The organism is Franconibacter pulveris, assembly GCF_056780215.1.
In genome coordinates this window covers 1,197,324-1,214,144 of the sequence record NZ_CM165555.1, presented here as the reverse complement: position 1 = coordinate 1,214,144, position 16,821 = coordinate 1,197,324, and the positions used below count along the sequence as shown (strand labels likewise).

17 protein-coding genes are annotated in these 16,821 nt (G+C 56.4%); 11 read left to right on the top strand and 6 right to left on the bottom strand.

What is annotated here, in order from left to right; translation table 11 throughout:
- Positions 1-18: 18 nt before the first annotated feature.
- On the bottom strand, positions 19-654 hold the full coding sequence (gene acrR, locus ACU4F7_RS05755) for a multidrug efflux transporter transcriptional repressor AcrR (RefSeq protein WP_029592116.1): 636 nt from the start codon (positions 652-654) through the stop codon (positions 19-21).
- A gap of 144 nt (positions 655-798) precedes the next feature.
- On the opposite strand from acrR, the gene acrA reads away from it, so the two are divergent.
- From acrA to ACU4F7_RS05725, 6 genes are all read left to right on the top strand, one after another.
- Complete coding sequence (gene acrA, locus ACU4F7_RS05750; RefSeq protein ID WP_481638227.1) at positions 799-2,034, top strand: multidrug efflux RND transporter periplasmic adaptor subunit AcrA; 1,236 nt, start codon at positions 799-801, stop codon at positions 2,032-2,034.
- 22 nt (positions 2,035-2,056) lie between these two features.
- Positions 2,057-5,206 carry a multidrug efflux RND transporter permease subunit AcrB gene (acrB, locus tag ACU4F7_RS05745; protein ID WP_029592114.1) on the top strand — a complete coding sequence of 1,050 codons (3,150 nt, stop codon included), beginning with the start codon at positions 2,057-2,059 and terminating at the stop codon, positions 5,204-5,206.
- 439 nt (positions 5,207-5,645) lie between these two features.
- Positions 5,646-6,020, top strand: a complete 375-nt coding sequence (gene tomB / locus ACU4F7_RS05740; protein ID WP_024557393.1) for an Hha toxicity modulator TomB — start codon at positions 5,646-5,648, stop codon at positions 6,018-6,020.
- A 28-nt stretch (positions 6,021-6,048) separates the two neighbouring features.
- Positions 6,049-6,267 carry an HHA domain-containing protein gene (locus ACU4F7_RS05735; RefSeq protein ID WP_007706154.1) on the top strand — a complete coding sequence of 73 codons (219 nt, stop codon included), beginning with the start codon at positions 6,049-6,051 and terminating at the stop codon, positions 6,265-6,267.
- A gap of 271 nt (positions 6,268-6,538) precedes the next feature.
- Positions 6,539-7,090 (top strand): maltose O-acetyltransferase, encoded by a 552-nt coding sequence (gene maa / locus ACU4F7_RS05730; RefSeq protein WP_029592113.1) that lies wholly within the window; start codon positions 6,539-6,541, stop codon positions 7,088-7,090.
- 122 nt (positions 7,091-7,212) lie between these two features.
- On the top strand, positions 7,213-7,716 hold the full coding sequence (locus ACU4F7_RS05725; RefSeq protein WP_029592112.1) for a YlaC family protein: 504 nt from the start codon (positions 7,213-7,215) through the stop codon (positions 7,714-7,716).
- A gap of 34 nt (positions 7,717-7,750) precedes the next feature.
- On the opposite strand, the gene ykgO is transcribed toward ACU4F7_RS05725, so the two are convergent.
- The 3 genes from ykgO to ACU4F7_RS05710 all read right to left on the bottom strand — a co-directional run bounded on the left by ykgO (position 7,751) and on the right by ACU4F7_RS05710 (position 10,186).
- Positions 7,751-7,891, bottom strand: coding sequence for a type B 50S ribosomal protein L36 (gene ykgO, locus ACU4F7_RS05720; RefSeq protein ID WP_024557397.1), 141 nt, complete (start codon positions 7,889-7,891; stop codon positions 7,751-7,753).
- Between the two features lie 3 nt (positions 7,892-7,894).
- Positions 7,895-8,155 carry a type B 50S ribosomal protein L31 gene (locus ACU4F7_RS05715; protein ID WP_029592111.1) on the bottom strand — a complete coding sequence of 87 codons (261 nt, stop codon included), beginning with the start codon at positions 8,153-8,155 and terminating at the stop codon, positions 7,895-7,897.
- Positions 8,156-8,281: 126 nt separating this feature from the next.
- Complete coding sequence (locus tag ACU4F7_RS05710; protein WP_481638226.1) at positions 8,282-10,186, bottom strand: methyl-accepting chemotaxis protein; 1,905 nt, start codon at positions 10,184-10,186, stop codon at positions 8,282-8,284.
- Positions 10,187-10,565: 379 nt separating this feature from the next.
- Between ACU4F7_RS05710 and ACU4F7_RS05705 the strand changes: the two genes are divergently transcribed.
- The 5 genes from ACU4F7_RS05705 (at position 10,566) to ACU4F7_RS05685 (ending at position 15,641) form a co-directional block, all read left to right on the top strand.
- A complete protein-coding gene (locus tag ACU4F7_RS05705) occupies positions 10,566-11,603 on the top strand; it encodes an isopenicillin N synthase family dioxygenase (protein ID WP_481638225.1) in 1,038 nt (345 codons plus the stop codon).
- Positions 11,604-11,625: 22 nt separating this feature from the next.
- Positions 11,626-12,432 carry a MetQ/NlpA family ABC transporter substrate-binding protein gene (locus ACU4F7_RS05700; protein WP_481638224.1) on the top strand — a complete coding sequence of 269 codons (807 nt, stop codon included), beginning with the start codon at positions 11,626-11,628 and terminating at the stop codon, positions 12,430-12,432.
- Positions 12,429-13,220: a methionine ABC transporter ATP-binding protein gene (locus tag ACU4F7_RS05695; RefSeq protein ID WP_481638223.1), complete on the top strand. Its 792-nt coding sequence runs from the start codon at positions 12,429-12,431 to the stop codon at positions 13,218-13,220. Before ACU4F7_RS05700 ends, ACU4F7_RS05695 begins: the two co-directional genes overlap by 4 nt.
- The gene (locus ACU4F7_RS05690) at positions 13,217-13,876 is read left to right on the top strand and encodes a methionine ABC transporter permease (protein WP_481638697.1); all 660 of its coding nucleotides are present in this window, start codon (positions 13,217-13,219) and stop codon (positions 13,874-13,876) included. The genes ACU4F7_RS05695 and ACU4F7_RS05690 overlap by 4 nt, the downstream gene beginning before the upstream one ends.
- Positions 13,877-14,075: 199 nt before the next feature.
- Positions 14,076-15,641, top strand: coding sequence for an EAL domain-containing protein (locus tag ACU4F7_RS05685; protein ID WP_481638222.1), 1,566 nt, complete (start codon positions 14,076-14,078; stop codon positions 15,639-15,641).
- Here the strand turns inward: ACU4F7_RS05685 and ACU4F7_RS05680 are convergent.
- Positions 15,630-16,100 (bottom strand): 2TM domain-containing protein, encoded by a 471-nt coding sequence (locus tag ACU4F7_RS05680; protein WP_481638221.1) that lies wholly within the window; start codon positions 16,098-16,100, stop codon positions 15,630-15,632. The genes ACU4F7_RS05685 and ACU4F7_RS05680 overlap by 12 nt on opposite strands.
- Before the next feature lie 345 nt (positions 16,101-16,445).
- Entirely contained in the window at positions 16,446-16,799 is a 354-nt protein-coding gene (locus ACU4F7_RS05675; RefSeq protein WP_024557407.1) for a DUF1428 domain-containing protein, read from the bottom strand.
- Between the last annotated feature and the right edge of the window lie 22 nt (positions 16,800-16,821).

The window sequence follows — 16,821 nt, the reverse complement described above, 5'->3', positions numbered from 1 at the left end:
CAGGAGAAATCCGACCTGCTACTTCGCGCGCAGCGTCGGGCAAAATTGATACATCTCGATAAGAATAGCGACGTAGGTGCGCGCTTCGCTTTGTAAATCAAACATCTCCGGCGCGAAAAGCCAGTTTTCCATCAGCCCGGAAATATAACTGCGCATCAGAATAGCGGCGCGACGTACAAATAAAGTCTGCGGCAATAACCCCGCCTGCATGCATTGCTGAAGGCTTTGCTCTATACGTTCATTACTTGCCAGGCAGAGATTGCGATGCGCCTGTTGCGCCACCGCCATTTCGCCGACAAACTCACATTTATGGTAAATAATTTCCATCATCAAACGACGCCGCTCCTCGGCGGCTGTCGCTTCGAGTATATAGACCAGAATTTCCCTTAAAACTGAGAGTGGATCGTCAGGAAATTTTGCCCGATACTCAATTTCAAGATCGGCAATGCTTGCCTCTGATAATTCCCAGATCTCGCTAAATAAATCCGACTTATTTTTGAAGTGCCAGTAAATAGCGCCACGCGTAACCCCCGCGGCCTGCGCGATATCGGCAAGGGAAGTGGCCGAAACACCCCGTTGCGAAAACAACTTTAAAGCCACATCCAGAATATGTTGTCGCGTCGCCAGCGCCTGCTGTTTGGTTTTTCGTGCCATAGGTCGATGAAAACAGGGGAGTCAGATTTACATACATTTATGAATGTATGTACCATAGCATGACGATAATATAAACGCAGCAATGGGTTTATAGACTTTTGATCCATTGATCAATTTTTGGAATCGGACACTCGAGGTTTTGATATGAACAAAAACAGAGGGCTTACGCCTCTGGCGATCGTTCTGATGCTCTCAGGCGGCTTAGCGCTTACAGGATGTGACGATAAACAGGAACAGCAACAAGCGCCGCAAGCGCCCGAGGTCGGTGTTGTAACGCTGAAAAGCGAACCTCTACAAATAACCACTGACCTGCCGGGCCGCACCAGCGCGTACCGCGTAGCGGAAGTTCGGCCTCAGGTAAGCGGCATTATCCTGAAGCGTAACTTCACGGAAGGCAGTGATATTGAAGCGGGTGTCTCGCTTTATCAGATTGATCCGGCGACCTATCAGGCGACTTATGAGAGCGCTAAAGGGGATCTGGCGCGAGCGCAGGCGGCGGCGAATATCGCTCAGGTGACGTTAAAGCGCTACCAGCGCCTGATTGGCACTAAGTACATCAGCCAACAGGATTTTGACAACGCGCAGGCGGAAGCCCAGCAGGCTAACGCCGCCGTCGTCGCAGCCAAAGCGGCCGTAGAAACCGCGCGAATCAACCTCGCCTATACCAAAGTCACCTCCCCTATCAGCGGCCGCATTGGTAAATCCAACGTGACCGAAGGGGCGCTGGTGCAGAACGGCCAGACTACGGCGCTGGCGACCGTTCAGCAGCTGGACCCGATTTATGTCGACGTGACGCAGTCGAGCAACGATTTCCTGCGCCTGAAGCAAGAGCTGGCGAACGGCAGCCTGCAACAGGAAAACGGTAAGGCGAAAGTCGAGCTGCTGACGCAGGATGGGCAGAAGTTCTCCCAACAGGGCACTCTCGAGTTCTCTGACGTGACGGTGGATCAAACCACTGGCTCCATTACGCTGCGCGCTATTTTCCCGAACCCCGATCGCACGCTGCTGCCGGGCATGTTTGTTCGCGCCCGTCTGGAAGAAGGGGTTAACCCGAACGCCATTCTGGTGCCGCAGCAGGGCGTAGCCCGTACGCCGCGTGGGGAAGCGACGGTGATGGTGGTTGGCGCAGGCGATAAAGTCGAAGTGCGTCCGGTTACCACCGCCCAGGCTATCGGCGATAAGTGGCTGGTAACCGACGGGGTGAAAGCGGGCGACCGCGTAATTATCACTGGCCTGCAAAAAGTGCGCCCTGGCGCGCAGGTAAAAGCGCAGGAAGTGGCAGCAAACCAGGAAAACCAGAAACAACAGCAGAATCAGCAACAAGCTGGCTCAGGCGAAGCCGCCAACGCAGGCGGTCAGTCAGAGCAACCGAAGTCTTAACTTAAACAGGAGCCGTTAAGACATGGCTAAGTTTTTTATCGATCGCCCCATCTTTGCGTGGGTGATCGCCATCATCATCATGCTGGCGGGGGCATTGTCCATTATGAACCTGCCCATCGCGCAATATCCTTCCATTGCGCCGCCAGCCGTGACGATTAACGCCACTTACCCGGGCGCTGACGCGAAAACGGTGCAGGATACCGTAACGCAGGTTATCGAACAGAACATGAACGGTATCGATGGCCTGATGTACATGTCCTCCACCAGCGACTCCTCGGGTACCGTCCAGATAACCCTGACGTTTGAATCCGGTACCGACGCGGATATCGCCCAGGTGCAGGTGCAGAACAAGCTGCAGCTCGCGATGCCGCTGTTGCCGCAGGAAGTGCAGCAACAGGGCGTAAGCGTTGAGAAATCTTCCAGCAGCTTCCTGATGGTGCTTGGCATGATAAGCACCGATGGGTCGATGACGCAGGAAGATATCGCTGACTACGTGGGCGCCACCATTAAAGACCCGATTAGCCGTACCAGCGGCGTGGGCGACGTGCAGCTGTTCGGCTCGCAGTACGCGATGCGTATCTGGCTTGACCCAAACAAGTTGAACAACTTCCAGCTCACTCCGGTTGACGTTATCAACGCCATCAAAGCGCAGAACGCCCAGGTCGCGGCAGGCCAGCTTGGCGGCGCGCCGCCGGTAAAAGGCCAGCAGCTTAACGCCTCGATAATCGCGCAAACCCGTCTGACCTCTGCTGATGAGTTCAGCAAAATCCTGCTGAAGGTGAATCAGGATGGTTCGCAGGTTCGCCTGCGCGACGTGGCGAAAGTGGAGCTCGGCGGCGAGAACTACGACGTTATCGCGAAGTTCAACGGCCAGCCAGCATCGGGTCTCGGGATTAAGCTTGCTACCGGCGCGAACGCGCTCGATACCGCAGAAGCGGTTCGCGCGACCATCGCCGAGCTTGAACCTTACTTCCCGGCCGGTCTGAAAGTGGTTTACCCGTACGACACGACGCCGTTCGTGAAAATTTCAATCAACGAAGTAGTAAAAACGCTGGTTGAAGCTATCGTGCTGGTATTCCTGGTAATGTACCTGTTCTTGCAGAACTTCCGCGCGACGCTTATCCCGACCATCGCCGTACCGGTCGTACTGCTGGGCACCTTCGCCATCCTTGCGGCGTTTGGCTACTCGATAAACACCCTTACCATGTTCGGTATGGTGCTCGCCATCGGTCTGCTGGTGGATGACGCCATCGTGGTGGTGGAGAACGTCGAACGCGTCATGGTTGAAGACGGGTTGCCGCCTAAAGAGGCGACGCGCAAATCCATGGGGCAGATCCAGGGCGCGCTGGTGGGTATCGCACTGGTGCTCTCGGCGGTGTTTATTCCGATGGCCTTCTTCGGCGGTTCGACCGGCGCTATCTATCGTCAGTTCTCGATAACTATCGTTTCCGCGATGGTGCTGTCGGTACTGGTGGCGTTGATTCTGACGCCTGCGCTTTGCGCCACCCTGCTTAAGCCTGTGGCGAAAGGCGACCACGGCGAAGGTAAAAAAGGCTTCTTCGGCTGGTTTAACCGCATGTTCGATAAGAGCACGCACCATTACACCGACAGCGTAGGCAACATCCTGCGCAGCACCGGTCGTTATCTGCTGCTTTATCTGATCATCGTGGTGGGCATGGCGTACCTGTTTGTTCGACTGCCAAGCTCCTTCCTGCCGGATGAAGACCAGGGCGTATTCCTGACCATGGCGCAGCTGCCAGCGGGCGCGACGCAAGAGCGCACCCAGAAAGTGCTCGACGAGGTAACCGACTACTACCTGACCAAAGAGAAAGCGAACGTTAACTCTGTCTTTACCGTTAACGGCTTTGGTTTCTCCGGTCGCGGCCAGAACACCGGTATCGCGTTCGTTTCGCTGAAAAACTGGGATGAGCGTCCTGGCGCGGAAAACAAAGTCGAGGCGATTACCGGTCGTGCGATGGGCCGTTTCTCACAGATTAAAGATGCGATGGTCTTCGCCTTTAACCTGCCGGCTATCGTCGAACTGGGCACCGCGACAGGCTTTGACTTTGAGCTTATCGACCAGGCGAACCTGGGACATGAGAAGCTGACTCAGGCGCGTAACCAGCTGCTTGGCGAAGCGGCGCAGCACCCTGACCTGCTCTCTCAGGTCCGTCCAAACGGTCTGGAAGATACGCCGCAGTTCAAGATTGATATTGACCAGGAGAAAGCGCAGGCGCTGGGCGTCTCCATCAGCGATATCAATACTACGCTGGGCGCAGCGTGGGGCGGCAGCTACGTCAACGACTTCATCGACCGTGGTCGCGTGAAGAAAGTGTACGTGATGTCTGAAGCGCAGTACCGCATGCTGCCAAACGATATCAACAGCTGGTTTGTACGCGGCGCTGACGGCCAGATGGTGCCTTTCTCCGCCTTCTCAACCACCCGTTGGGAGTATGGTTCGCCACGACTGGAGCGCTATAACGGTCTGCCTGCGATGGAAATCCAGGGTCAGGCGGTTGCGGGCAAGAGTACGGGTGAAGCGATGGCGATGATGGAAGAGCTGGCGTCTAAACTGCCGACCGGGATTGGCTATGACTGGACCGGCATGTCCTATCAGGAACGCCTCTCCGGCAACCAAGCCCCTGCCCTGTACGCCATCTCGCTTATCGTGGTGTTCTTGTGTCTCGCCGCGCTGTATGAGAGCTGGTCGATTCCGTTCTCGGTCATGCTGGTGGTGCCGCTCGGCGTTATCGGCGCGCTGCTGGCGGCCTCGCTGCGCGGCCTGAACAACGACGTTTACTTCCAGGTGGGCCTGTTGACCACCATCGGTCTGTCGGCGAAGAACGCCATTTTGATTGTGGAATTCGCCAAGGATCTGATGGAGAAAGAAGGCAAGGGCCTGATAGAAGCGACGCTGGAAGCGGTGCGTATGCGTCTGCGCCCGATTCTGATGACGTCACTGGCGTTTATCCTTGGGGTAATGCCGCTGGTTATCAGCTCCGGCGCAGGCTCCGGCGCACAGAACGCAGTGGGTACCGGCGTAATGGGCGGCATGGTGACCGCTACCGTGCTGGCTATCTTCTTCGTGCCGGTCTTCTTCGTGGTGGTGCGCCGCCGCTTCAGTCGTAAGAGCGAAGATATTGAGCACAGCCATCCGGTTGAGCATCATTAATCTAAAAGGCCGCGCAAGCGGCCTTTTCTTTTTAGCCTAATTATCCCTCGCGTTATTCCCGGTTTATTGTTTCCCACTCATCCATTAACATCAGGGTTATTAATATTCGTCATCAATAAATACTAAGATTATTCTCATAAATAAGCCGTCAGTATTAGAGACTATTCCCCAGAAAAGAAGGTTCGGGTTATTTATAGTTAAAAGCCGCATAGCCGAACCGTAAAGGCGCGTACTCTTAACGCGGATATTCAGCTTTGCCTATATGATCAAGAGGCTTAACCGATTAATTGTAATTTTTCGTAATAGCGCGAGGAAAAATCCAAAAGCCTGTTTTATAGTTAAAGCAGATTGAAAATGGAGACCGAAGCCTTCATATAAGTGAAGTATCTGCCCCTCAGCCGTCACGTGGTAAAAATTTTCGCTAAAAAGGGGGTTGCGTATGGACGAATACTCACCAAAACGGCATGATATAGCCCAGCTAAAATTCCTCTGTGAAAGCCTGTATCATGACTGTCTCGCTAATCTGGGTGAGAGTAATCATGGGTGGGTTAACGACCCGACCTCAGCGGTCAACCTGCAGTTGAATGAACTGATTGAGCATATCGCCAGCTTCGCACTTAATTACAAAATTAAGTACGAGGAAGACAATGTGCTGATTGAACAAATTGATGAATATCTGGATGATACTTTTATGTTGTTCAGCAATTACGGCATTAATGCGCAGGATTTGCAGAAATGGCGTAAATCCGGGAATCGCCTGTTTCGCTGCTTCGTCAACGCCAGCCGCGCAAATCCGGTGAGCCTCTCTTTCTAAAACTATTACAAGCAGTTAAGGTGCAACGATGACTACCAAACCACTCACAAAAATTGATTATTTAATGCGTCTGCGACGCTGTCAGACTATCGATACTCTTGAGCGCGTTATTGAAAAAAACAAATACGAATTATCTGACAATGAACTGGCGGTTTTTTATTCCGCTGCCGATCATCGTCTCGCAGAGCTGACCATGAATAAGCTCTACGACAAAATCCCTACTTCAGTGTGGAAATTTGTACGTTAATTTTTTGTAAGTCTTTTAATTTTGAGCATCCTTTAATAAATATAACGCTTTCCGCGTCTCGGGTTGACGTTACGTTTTGCTGTCGCGCCATGTTAGTGTTGAGCCATCTGGTTGATTTACCGTGCCGGGTTTGCCGCTCCATTAACATGGCTCCGTAACTGTTTCTGATATAGCATCAGCGGTTCCGCTCCTCATATTTTTTCTCACTATTTTGTATTACCTTACAGACACCGATAACGGCCCTGGGCAGATACCGTCAGGTAGACAAAATATGAGTGAAGAAAAACGCAAAATGATCGCCGGCGAGCTTTATCGCCCGGAAGACCCAACGCTAAAAGCGGATCGCCTTCGCGCGAGACAACGCCTGCACGCCTTTAATCACAGCGAGCCGGAGGAGAAAGCGTTGCGCAACCAGCTGCTTAACGAACTGCTGGGCGAAGGGAAAAACGCTTATTTTGAACCGCCTTTTCGCTGCGATTATGGCTATAACATTTTCGTCGGCAACGATTTTTACGCCAATTTTGATTGCGTGATTCTGGATGTTTGCCCGGTGCGTATTGGCAATAACTGCATGCTCGCGCCCGGCGTACATATTTATACCGCCACGCACCCGCTGGACCCGGCGGCGCGCAACAGCGGCGCGGAATATGGCAAACCGGTGACGATTGGCGATAACGTCTGGATTGGCGGACGGGCTATCATTAATCCGGGCGTCACTATCGGCCATAATGTCGTTATTGGTTCCGGGGCCGTCGTCACGCAGGATATCCCCGACAACAGCGTCGCCGTAGGCAATCCGGCGCGCGTGATAAAAACGCTTTAACCGGTACAGGCGCCAAACTGTTATAGCTATTTCGGCGCCTTCTGTTACTTTTTAACGCCTCTGCGCGCCAGTAAAATGGTTTCGTCACCCCGTCCTTGCGCAACGCAACAGAAAGGTTTTGCATGACAGAAATACAGCGCCTGCTTATCGCCACTATCGACGAGCTTAATCGCCAGGAAAAGCGCGACAATCGTCCACGCTTCAGCATTAGCTTTATTCGCAACCACCCCTGGCTTTTCATCGCCATGTATGTCGGCTGGCTCGCCACGCTGGCGGTGATGTTGCAGTCCGAAACACTCGCAGGCTCCGTCTGGCTGCTGGTAGTGCTTTTCGTTCTGCTGAACGGCTTTTTCTTTTTTGATGTGAATCCGCGCTACCGCTACGAAGATATCGACGTGCTGGACTTGCGGGTTTGCTACAACGGGGAGTGGTATAACACGCGCTTCGTGCCGCCTTCCCTGATTGACGAGATCCAGCACTCGCCGCGCATCAGCGAAGAGCAAAAAGCGATGTTGAATAAAATGCTCGCCCGAAAAGGCGAACTCTCGTTCTACGATATCTATTCGCTGGATAAAGGCGCCGCACCGCTCCAGGCGTCCATGTCCGCGCCGGTCCCTGCCCGTTAAAATAAAAACCCCCGCCAGCAGGCGGGGGTTTTGTTTAACGCCGTTTTTTTCTGCCCTGCACCGCCTTAAAGCGCGGGTTAGATTTACAAATCACATACAGTCTCCCTTTACGCTTCACAATCTGGCAGTCCGGATGGCGCGCCTTCGCGTTACGTAATGAATTCAGTACCTGCATGGTTTAGCCCCGTTTTGCATTGATAAAGCCCGCATAGCGCTGGCGGAAACGGGCGGCGCTGCCTTCGTTAGCGAAGGTTTTCTGGCGACCAGTGTAATAAGGGTGCGAAGCCGAAGAGACATCAATGGTGACGTAGGGATATGTCACGCCGTCAAGCTCAATCTCGCGATCGGTTTTAATGGTCGAACCCACTTTGAAGTACTCATTCGCGCTGGTGTCATGAAACACCACGGTGCGGTAATGGGGATGAATGTTCTCTTTCATATCCGCCTCATTTGATATGTTATAACGTATCAATATCGTAAGGGCGTTGGCAGACGAATGCAAGGGGCGGAATGTAAAAGCAGAGAAGAAAGGATAAGCGCGCCGGTAAACCCGACGCGCCTGGGATCAGAGACGGAAACCAGCAACCACCAGATCGAGCTGCTGCGTCTGTTCGGTCATCGAATGGGAAGCCGCTGAGACTTCCTGCACCAGCGCAGCGTTCTGCTGGGTCGTGCTGTCGAGCTGGTTAATGGCGATATTTACCTGCTCAATGCCCGCGCTTTGCTCACGGCTGGAGGACATTATCTCGCCCATCAGCGTGGTGACATTGCGCACGCCCTGCAACAGCTCTTCCATCGTGGCGCCCGCTTCAGTCACCAGTTCTGTTCCCACGTCGATATTGCTGACGGAGGTTTCAATAAGCTGTTTAATCTCGCGGGCGGATTGCGCCGAGCGTTGCGCAAGGTTGCGCACTTCCTGGGCAACGACGGCGAAGCCCCTGCCCTGCTCGCCTGCGCGCGCCGCTTCCACCGCTGCGTTAAGCGCCAGGATATTGGTCTGGAAGGCGATGGAGTCGATAACGCTAATAATATCCACCACCTTGCCGGACGAAGCCTGAATGCTGCTCATGGTCGTCACGACCTGCTTCACTACCTCGCCGCCCCGCTCCGCGACCTGAGAGGCTTCATGCGCCAGCTTGTTGGCATGCGCGGCGTTGTCCGCGTTCTGGCGAACGGTGCTGGTCAGCTCCTCCATTGAGGCGGCGGTTTCTTCAATAGAGCTCGCCTGGTCTTCAGTTCGCGCCGAGAGATCCTGGTTGCCGGTAGAGATTTGCTGCGACGCGGAAGAGATAGCGCGCGCGCTGTCGCCCACCTGACGCAGCATGGTTTGCAGGTAAGCAATCACGCCGTTGAAGCTGTCGATAATGGCGTTGAACTCCGGGCTGCTGGTCGGCTCAAGACGCTGGGTCAGATCCGCCCCGCCAGCGGACAGGCGGCTGATGTTGTGATTCAAATCCGCCAGACGGCGCATCAGCGAGCGAATGAACAGCACCAGCACGCCGAGCAGCAGCAGCGCCATCGGGATCTGCACCATGCTCAGGCGCCCCATGATGGTGCTGGTTTGCTGCGTCAGCAGCGAAGTGGGCAGATCAACGGCGATAATCCACGGGCTGCCTTTAATCGCCTGCAGCATCACCGTATGCGATTCGCCATCGTTGTCGTACTCCTGCTCGCCGCTTTGTCCCGCCTGATAACCGTTCAGCATCGCCTTCACGGTCTGCGCCATCGGGTTTGCGCCCATCTCCGAGAGATTTTTCAGGCTGGCGGTTTTACCAATCTGCTCGGCGTTGCCGACGATTTTACCGTCCGCTTCCACAATCAGCACGCGTCCCTGGATAGCTTCATCCATCTGCTTCGCCAGCTGGTTGAAAAAGCCGAGCGTAACGTCGATGGTCGCAACGCCCCACGGCGCCCCGTCTTTGGTGATGGCCATCGCGCAGTTGGTGCGCGGCTGCGGGCTGGCGTCATCCTGATAGGCGTTAGCCCAGGCGCACTGTCCGGCAGGCGAAGCGAGGCCCGCCTTGTACCACACTTGCTCGTAATAGTTCGGCGCCGCTTCCGAGTTCCAGTACGTATTCACCTCCAGCTGATTGCTGCCGGGGTTGCGGGCAAAGAAGGTGCTGAACTTATTGCGGCCCGCCTCTCGTTTCTCCGGCAGCGGCCAGATGCCGCCGCCAAACACATTCACATCTTTATATTGGTCGACAAGCGCGGGCAGCAGGCGGTCAATCTCTTCACTCTGCATCGCCGCGGCGGTCTGGGTGACGGTGCGCATCTGCGCCTGCACGCGGTTCATCTGCTCAACAATGCTGACGGCCACATTGCCGACCTCATAGCGAATGAGCTGGGTTTCACTGCGTTTGATTTGCGGCGTGACAAAGAAGTGAATGACCAGCATGGTCACCCCCGTCAACACGGCGAAAAAGAGACACAGGGCCACAATAAAACGGGATTGGGTTGTTCTTAACATAATCAGATACCTGCTGGCTGTCTGGCGGTGCGCCTTAGGTGGACAACGGCAGGCGGCGGGTAAACTTGAACGAAAAATAGATCTGCGTAAAAGCTAATGGTTTCAGGCCGAAACTAACCTGCTGATCTGACACAGACCTTTCCGGTTCAATGAAACATTTTGAAATACTTTCGCTTATGCAACGGCTGCAAATGCTTCGAACCCTGCCCGTTCATAACTTAGAAAATAAGGGTATTGGTCGGTAAAAAAACCTTCTGGCAGGGTAGAAGTCACTGCCGAACCAGACCAGAAAGGAAAACTGACATGATACCAAGCCGCTGTTGTGCCCAACCGTTCACTGTCAACCGCACTGACCCTATTTATGCTTACGGAGAACATTATGAGCACCGCTTCCCTCACCGCCCTGCCCCTTCTCGATCTCGCAAGGCTTAACGCCAGCCCCGCGGATAAAGCGGACTTTTTAGCGCAACTGCGCCAGGCGGCCCGCGACATCGGCTTTTTCTATATCACCAACCATGGGATTGACGCCGCGCTTTCGCAACGCGTGCAGCAGGAAGCGCGCCGCTTCTTCGCCCTGCCGGATGCGCAAAAGCAGCAGGTGGCGATGATCCACTCTCCTCATTTTCGCGGCTATAACCGCGCCGCCGCTGAGATAACCCGCGGCAAACCAGACTGGCGCGAGCAGTTTGATATCGGCGCCGAACGCCCTGCGCTGCTGCTGGCGGATAGCGACCCGCGCTGGCGTCGCCTGCAGGGACCGAACCTGTGGCCGGAAAGCCAACCGTCGCTCAAACCGGTGCTACTGCGCTGGCAGAGCGAAATGACCCGGATGGCGCTGACGCTGCTGCGCGCCTTCGCCGAGGCGCTGGCGCTGCCGCATAACGCCTTCGACCCGCTTTATGGCGACAAGCCCAATGAGCACATCAAACTTATCCGCTATCCCGGCAAGCTGCCTTCGCAAAGCAACCAGGGCGTCGGCGCGCATAAAGACTCCGGCTTTTTAAGTTTCCTGCTGCAGGATGAACAAAAAGGCTTGCAGGTGGAGGTGTCGCCGGGCCGCTGGATTGACGCCGCGCCGCTGCCAGGCACTTTTGTGGTGAATATTGGCGAGCTGCTGGAATTGGCCACCAATGGTTATCTGCGCGCCACGGTACACCGCGTGGAATCGCCGCCCGCAGGCCAGGAACGCCTTTCCATCGCGTTTTTCCTTGGCGCGCAACTGGACGCGACTGTACCGGTCTACGCCCTGCCCGAGCGGCTTGCCCGTGAAGCGCACGGCCCGGAGAGCGATCCGCTCAACCCGCTACTGCGTGATGTGGGCTGGAACTACCTGAAAGGCCGTCTTCGCTCGCACCCTGACGTGGCTGAGCGCTATTACCGTGACGTACTGCGCCAGAGCGCGGAAATTATCGCCTGATTAACAATAAGGAAAACGACCTATGAAACATGCCGCATTTAAACTGGCAGGGGCCGCGTTGTCCCTCTCTCTGGCGCTCTCCGCTTACGCCGCCGAGCCGCTGCGCGTTGCGGCGGACCCGGTGCCGCACGCGGAAATCCTCAATTTCATTAAGAAACTCGACCCAAAGCTCGATTTAAAAGTGGTCGAACTCACAAGTGGCGTTAACGCCAACGAGCTGCTGGCGAACGGCGACGTAGACGCTAACTATTTCCAGCATGTGCCTTACCTGAAAGACCAGGAAAAAGCGCTCGGCAAAACCTTCGCCGTGGCGGCCACGGTGCACATAGAGCCGCTTGGCATCTACTCGCACAAGTATAAAGATCTTAAATCGGTGCCGGAAAACGCCACTGTCGCGGTACCGAATAACGTCACTAATTTAAGCCGCGCGCTGTTCCTGCTGCAAAGCCAGGGCTTGATTAAGTTAAAGCCGGGTTTCAACGATCCGGCGAATAATCTCGCCACGCCGAAATCGATCGCGGAAAACCCGAAAAAGCTGAAGATCCTGGAAGTGGAATCGCCGCAGATCCCGCGCTCGCTGGATGATGTGGATCTGGCGGTTATCAACGGCAACTACGCGCTGGAGGCGGGGCTGACGCCAGCGAAAGATGCGCTGGGCCTTGAGAGCGCGGAGCATAACCCCTACGCCAATATTCTGGTGACCAACCCCAATCTGGCAAGCGATCCGCGCATCAAAGAACTGGCGAAAGATCTTCAGTCGCCGCAGGTGGCGGAATTTATTCGCAAGCAGTACAACGGTTCGGTGATCCCGGTGGTGCCGCAGTCATGATGGTTATTGAGCGGCTGAGCAAAGTGTACGCCGGAGAAGGCCGACCGGCGCTGAACGAGGTCTCCTTAACCGTGCCCGACGGCGCCATTTACGGCATTCTGGGCCGCAGCGGCGCCGGAAAAAGCACGCTTATCCGCTGTCTCAATCTGCTGGAGCGGCCCACGTCGGGCCGCATCCTGATGAACGGGCAGGATATCACGCAGCTCACGTCGCGCGAGCTGCGCCAGCATCGCCAGCGCACCAGCATGATCTTCCAGCATTTCAACTTGCTGCATGCCCGCACGGTGGCAGACAACGTGGCGGTACCGCTGGAGATAGCAGGCCAGCCGCGCGCGCAGCGGGAAGCCCGGGTGGCGGAGCTGCTTGCGCTGGTCGGGCTTCACGACAAAGCCCGCGCCTTTCCCTCGCAGCTCTCCGGCGGGCAGAAGCAGCGGGTCGGCATCGCCCGGGCGCTGGCCGCCCGTCCCGACGTTCTGCTGTGCGACGAAGCCACCAGCGCGCTCGACCCGGAGACCACCGCTTCGGTGCTGGCGCTGCTCGCCGATATCAATCGCCAGCTTGGGCTGACTATCGTGCTGATAACCCACGAGCTGGAAGTGGTAAAAGCGATTTGCGACCATGCCGCGCTGCTGGAACAGGGTCAACTGATTGAAAGCGGGAGCCTGAGCGAACTGCTGCAGGCGCCCTGGTCGAGACTGCGCCAGACGCTGGTGCGCGACAGCGTCGCCCAGCAGGCCTTTTTGCGTCGGCATGGCGTTGACGGGAGGACATTATGGGAAGTCGCATGAGCTGGGAGGAGGTCTGGCCGATACTGCTTAACGGCACGCTGGAAACGCTCTACATGGTGGGACTGGCGGCGCTGTTTACGGTGCTGCTCGGCTTACCGGTTGGGGTGCTGCTGTTTATCTCGCGCCGCAACGGCGTCCTGCCGCTGCCCCGCCTGAATGCGGTGCTGGGCGCGGCGATAAACATGGGCCGTTCGCTGCCGTTCATCGTGCTGCTGGTGGCGCTTATTCCCTTTACCCGCCTGCTTATCGGCACCACGCTTGGCAGCACCGCCGCCGTCGTGCCCATTACCCTCGGCGCGTTTCCCTTTTTCGCCCGGGTGGTGGAGAACGCGCTGGACGAAGTGGATAAAGGGCGCATAGAGGCTGTGCTGTCGATGGGCGGCAATATCTGGCACGTCATCGCCAAAGCGCTGCTCCCCGAGGCGCTGCCCGCTATTCTGGCCGGCATCACGCTGACCGTGGTGATGCTGATTGGCTTCTCTTCGATGGCGGGCGTCATCGGCGGCGGCGGGCTTGGCGACCTCGCTATCCGCTACGGCTATCAGCGCTTTAACGACCAGATTATGGCGGGCACGGTGGTTATTCTTATCGCCCTGGTCCAACTGGTGCAATCCTCCGGCGACCGGCTGGTGCGCCGCCTTGCCCATCGCCGCTAATGCTCTCCCCGGCGCAGGCCGGGGGAAGCTTACGCCGCGTCCCGCTTCAGCAGCGTGGTCAGCATGAACTCTTTTTTCTTCACTTGCCCTCTCCCGCAGCGAAATCATGCTTCGCCGCTGTGCAAAAATTTCCCCGGATCGCTATGCTAACGTGAGCCTGATGTTTTGTATAAACATCAACAGGAAGGTTGGGGATGACGTGAAGACAAAACATCGAGTAAGTCTGATTACCGGCATGCTAACGCTGGCCGTACTGCTGCCAGTGCTGTTCAGCATCTGGTTTGCCCATCACCAGGCGGAAAAACGCTTTCGCAGCGAACTGAACAGTTATACCGACCGTACGATACGCCGCACCGGCCAGGTGGAGGAGCAGGCAAAACTCGCGCTGTGGGAGATTAACCGCTTTCAGGGCGAAACCTGCAGCCCTGCACACCTTCAGGCGATGCGTCGACTCACCTTCAGCTTTCGTCACGTTCAGGAAGTGATGTATATGCGCAACCGCACGTTGCTCTGCTCATCGCTTGAAAGCCGCGGCGAGCAAATGCGCTGGCCGCGCCCGGATCGCATCAACGCGGAAGGCTACGCCGTCTGGTTTACGCAAAGCAACGATCTGAATTTTTATCACTATATGGTGGCGCTCGGTATCGGGCCGCATGTTGTCGTGATGGACCCCATGTCGTTTATCGATGTTATCCCCTTCGGCAGTTGGCCTATTGAGGTGGCGCTGATTGGCCTGAATCAGAACCGGGTCATCGCGAGCAGCGTGCGCTTTGATGAGAGCGTCTGGCAGCGCGCCCAGCAGGGAAAGCTCAGCAGGCTTGAATATCAGGGCAATGTTTATCTCATCCGTCGCCAGCCCGAATCCGGCTTTGCGCTGGTGGTCTGGGCCTCGCGCCTGCCGCTGGAAAAAGAGAGCCGCGACCAGATGATGGTCTGGCTGCCGCTCGGCGTGGCGATAAGCGCCTTCGCCGTGGTGCTCATGCTGCGTCTGCTGCGCCGTATCCAGTCGCCGCGCTACCGGCTGCTGGATGCGATTAACGCCTCCGAGTTGCGGGTCTATTATCAGCCTGTCGTCAACCTTTCCAACGGTCGGGTGGCGGGCGCCGAAGCGCTGGTGCGCTGGCCGCAGCCAGACGGCTCCATGCTAACGCCCGATATTTTTATTCCGCTTGCCGAACAAACCGGGCTTATCTCGCGCATTACGCGTCAGGTGGTGCAGAGTGTGTTTCGCGATCTGGGCGACTATCTGCACGTTCATCCCGACATGCATATTTCCATTAATCTCGCGCCGGAAGATTTATTTTCAGATGAGCTGCTCAATTTGCTTACGCCGCTGCTGGCGCGCTGGCAGGTGGAGCCGCAGCAGATAGCGCTGGAGATAACCGAGCGCGGCTTCGCCGACCCGAAAGTCACCTCGCCGGTTATTGAGCGGCTGCGTGAAGCGGGGCATAAAGTTTATATCGACGATTTCGGCACCGGCTACTCCAGCCTGAGCTACCTGCAGGATTTACCCGTCGATATTCTGAAAATCGACAAATCCTTTGTCGACGCGCTGGAATACAAGCAAGTCACGCCGCACATCATCGAAATGGCGAAAAGCCTGAAGCTCGAAATGGTGGCGGAGGGGGTGGAAACGGAAAGCCAGGCGGACTGGCTGCGCCTGCACGGCGTGCAGTACGGGCAGGGCTGGCTCTACAGCAAAGCCCTGCCGCCAGGCGAATATATTGCCTGGTTTAATCAGCAAAACGCCACGCTATTTACGTAACAGTTGCTGTAGCCGCTGCTGCTGGCGGCGCGCCAGCCAGTCCCCCAGCACAAAAAGCTTTATCCCGCGTACGGCGATAAGCGCGCCCCAGATAAGCGTCGGCCACATAAACCAATAATGGCCGGGCGACGTAAACAGGTTAATGAGCGTAAGCCCGCTACAGACCACAAACCAGGTAATAAGCTGCCGCCAGAAGGCGGACTCGCGGGCAAGACGCGCCCGGGCCGCCTTAACGCGCTTATCCAGCGCGTCATCCTGACCGGGCGGCGTGGCCTCCTGGGTCAGCTCAGCGACGTTCACGCCAAAGGCGGCGGCGATGGCGCCCAGGGTGTCCAGGCTCGCCTGGCCGCCGTTTTCGATGCGCTGAATGGTGCGCACGTTTAATGAAGCGAGCTCTGCCAGTTGCTCTTGCGACCAGGCCCTGGCGAGACGCCGTTCGCGAACGCTATTTTTATTCATAAACCCCTCCGGATAACGAGACCTGGCAAGCGTAAAGCGAGGCGTTCGCCAGCGCCACGACACGCACCCGACACCCGCACGACACCCGCCCGACAGGCACGCGGCGGCGGTTTTTCTTCTACGCTGGAAGTATAAGCAACGCGAGGGGTGTCATGCCTGCTTCGAGTGGCGTTTTTACGATGAAGCGATGGCGGAAAACGCTAACGTTTTTACCGTTGAGGTAGTCTACGCGCGGGCGCGGCAGAGCCGCAATGGCCCCGCACGCTGCCTTACGCCGGGGCCGGTCAGTTTCGCACCGCAGGCCTGGTGCCTGACTGCAAAAAGGTTTACTAAAATCTCGTCGCGCTAGTTATCCAGAATCGGCATAAAGCCGCCGTAAATCATCCGTTTGCCGTCAAAAGGCATCTCATCGCCAAGCGCCTTCATGCGCGGGTCCGCCATCATTTTTTCATTGGCGGCGTCGCGCACCTCTTTGGAGGGATATTCAATCCAACTGAATACCACCTCCTCGTTATCCTGCGCCTGCACCGCGCGACGAAAGTCGGTCAGCCTGCCGTCGGGCACATCCTCGGCCCAGCATTCCACGACACGCAGCGCGCCAAACTCCTTAAACAGCGGCGCGGCTTTTTCGGCCAGCGCCTGGTAGGCCGCTTTATTTTCCGCAGGCACCGCCACGACAAAACCATCAACATAGTTCATTTCACACCTCCGTAACGAAGGA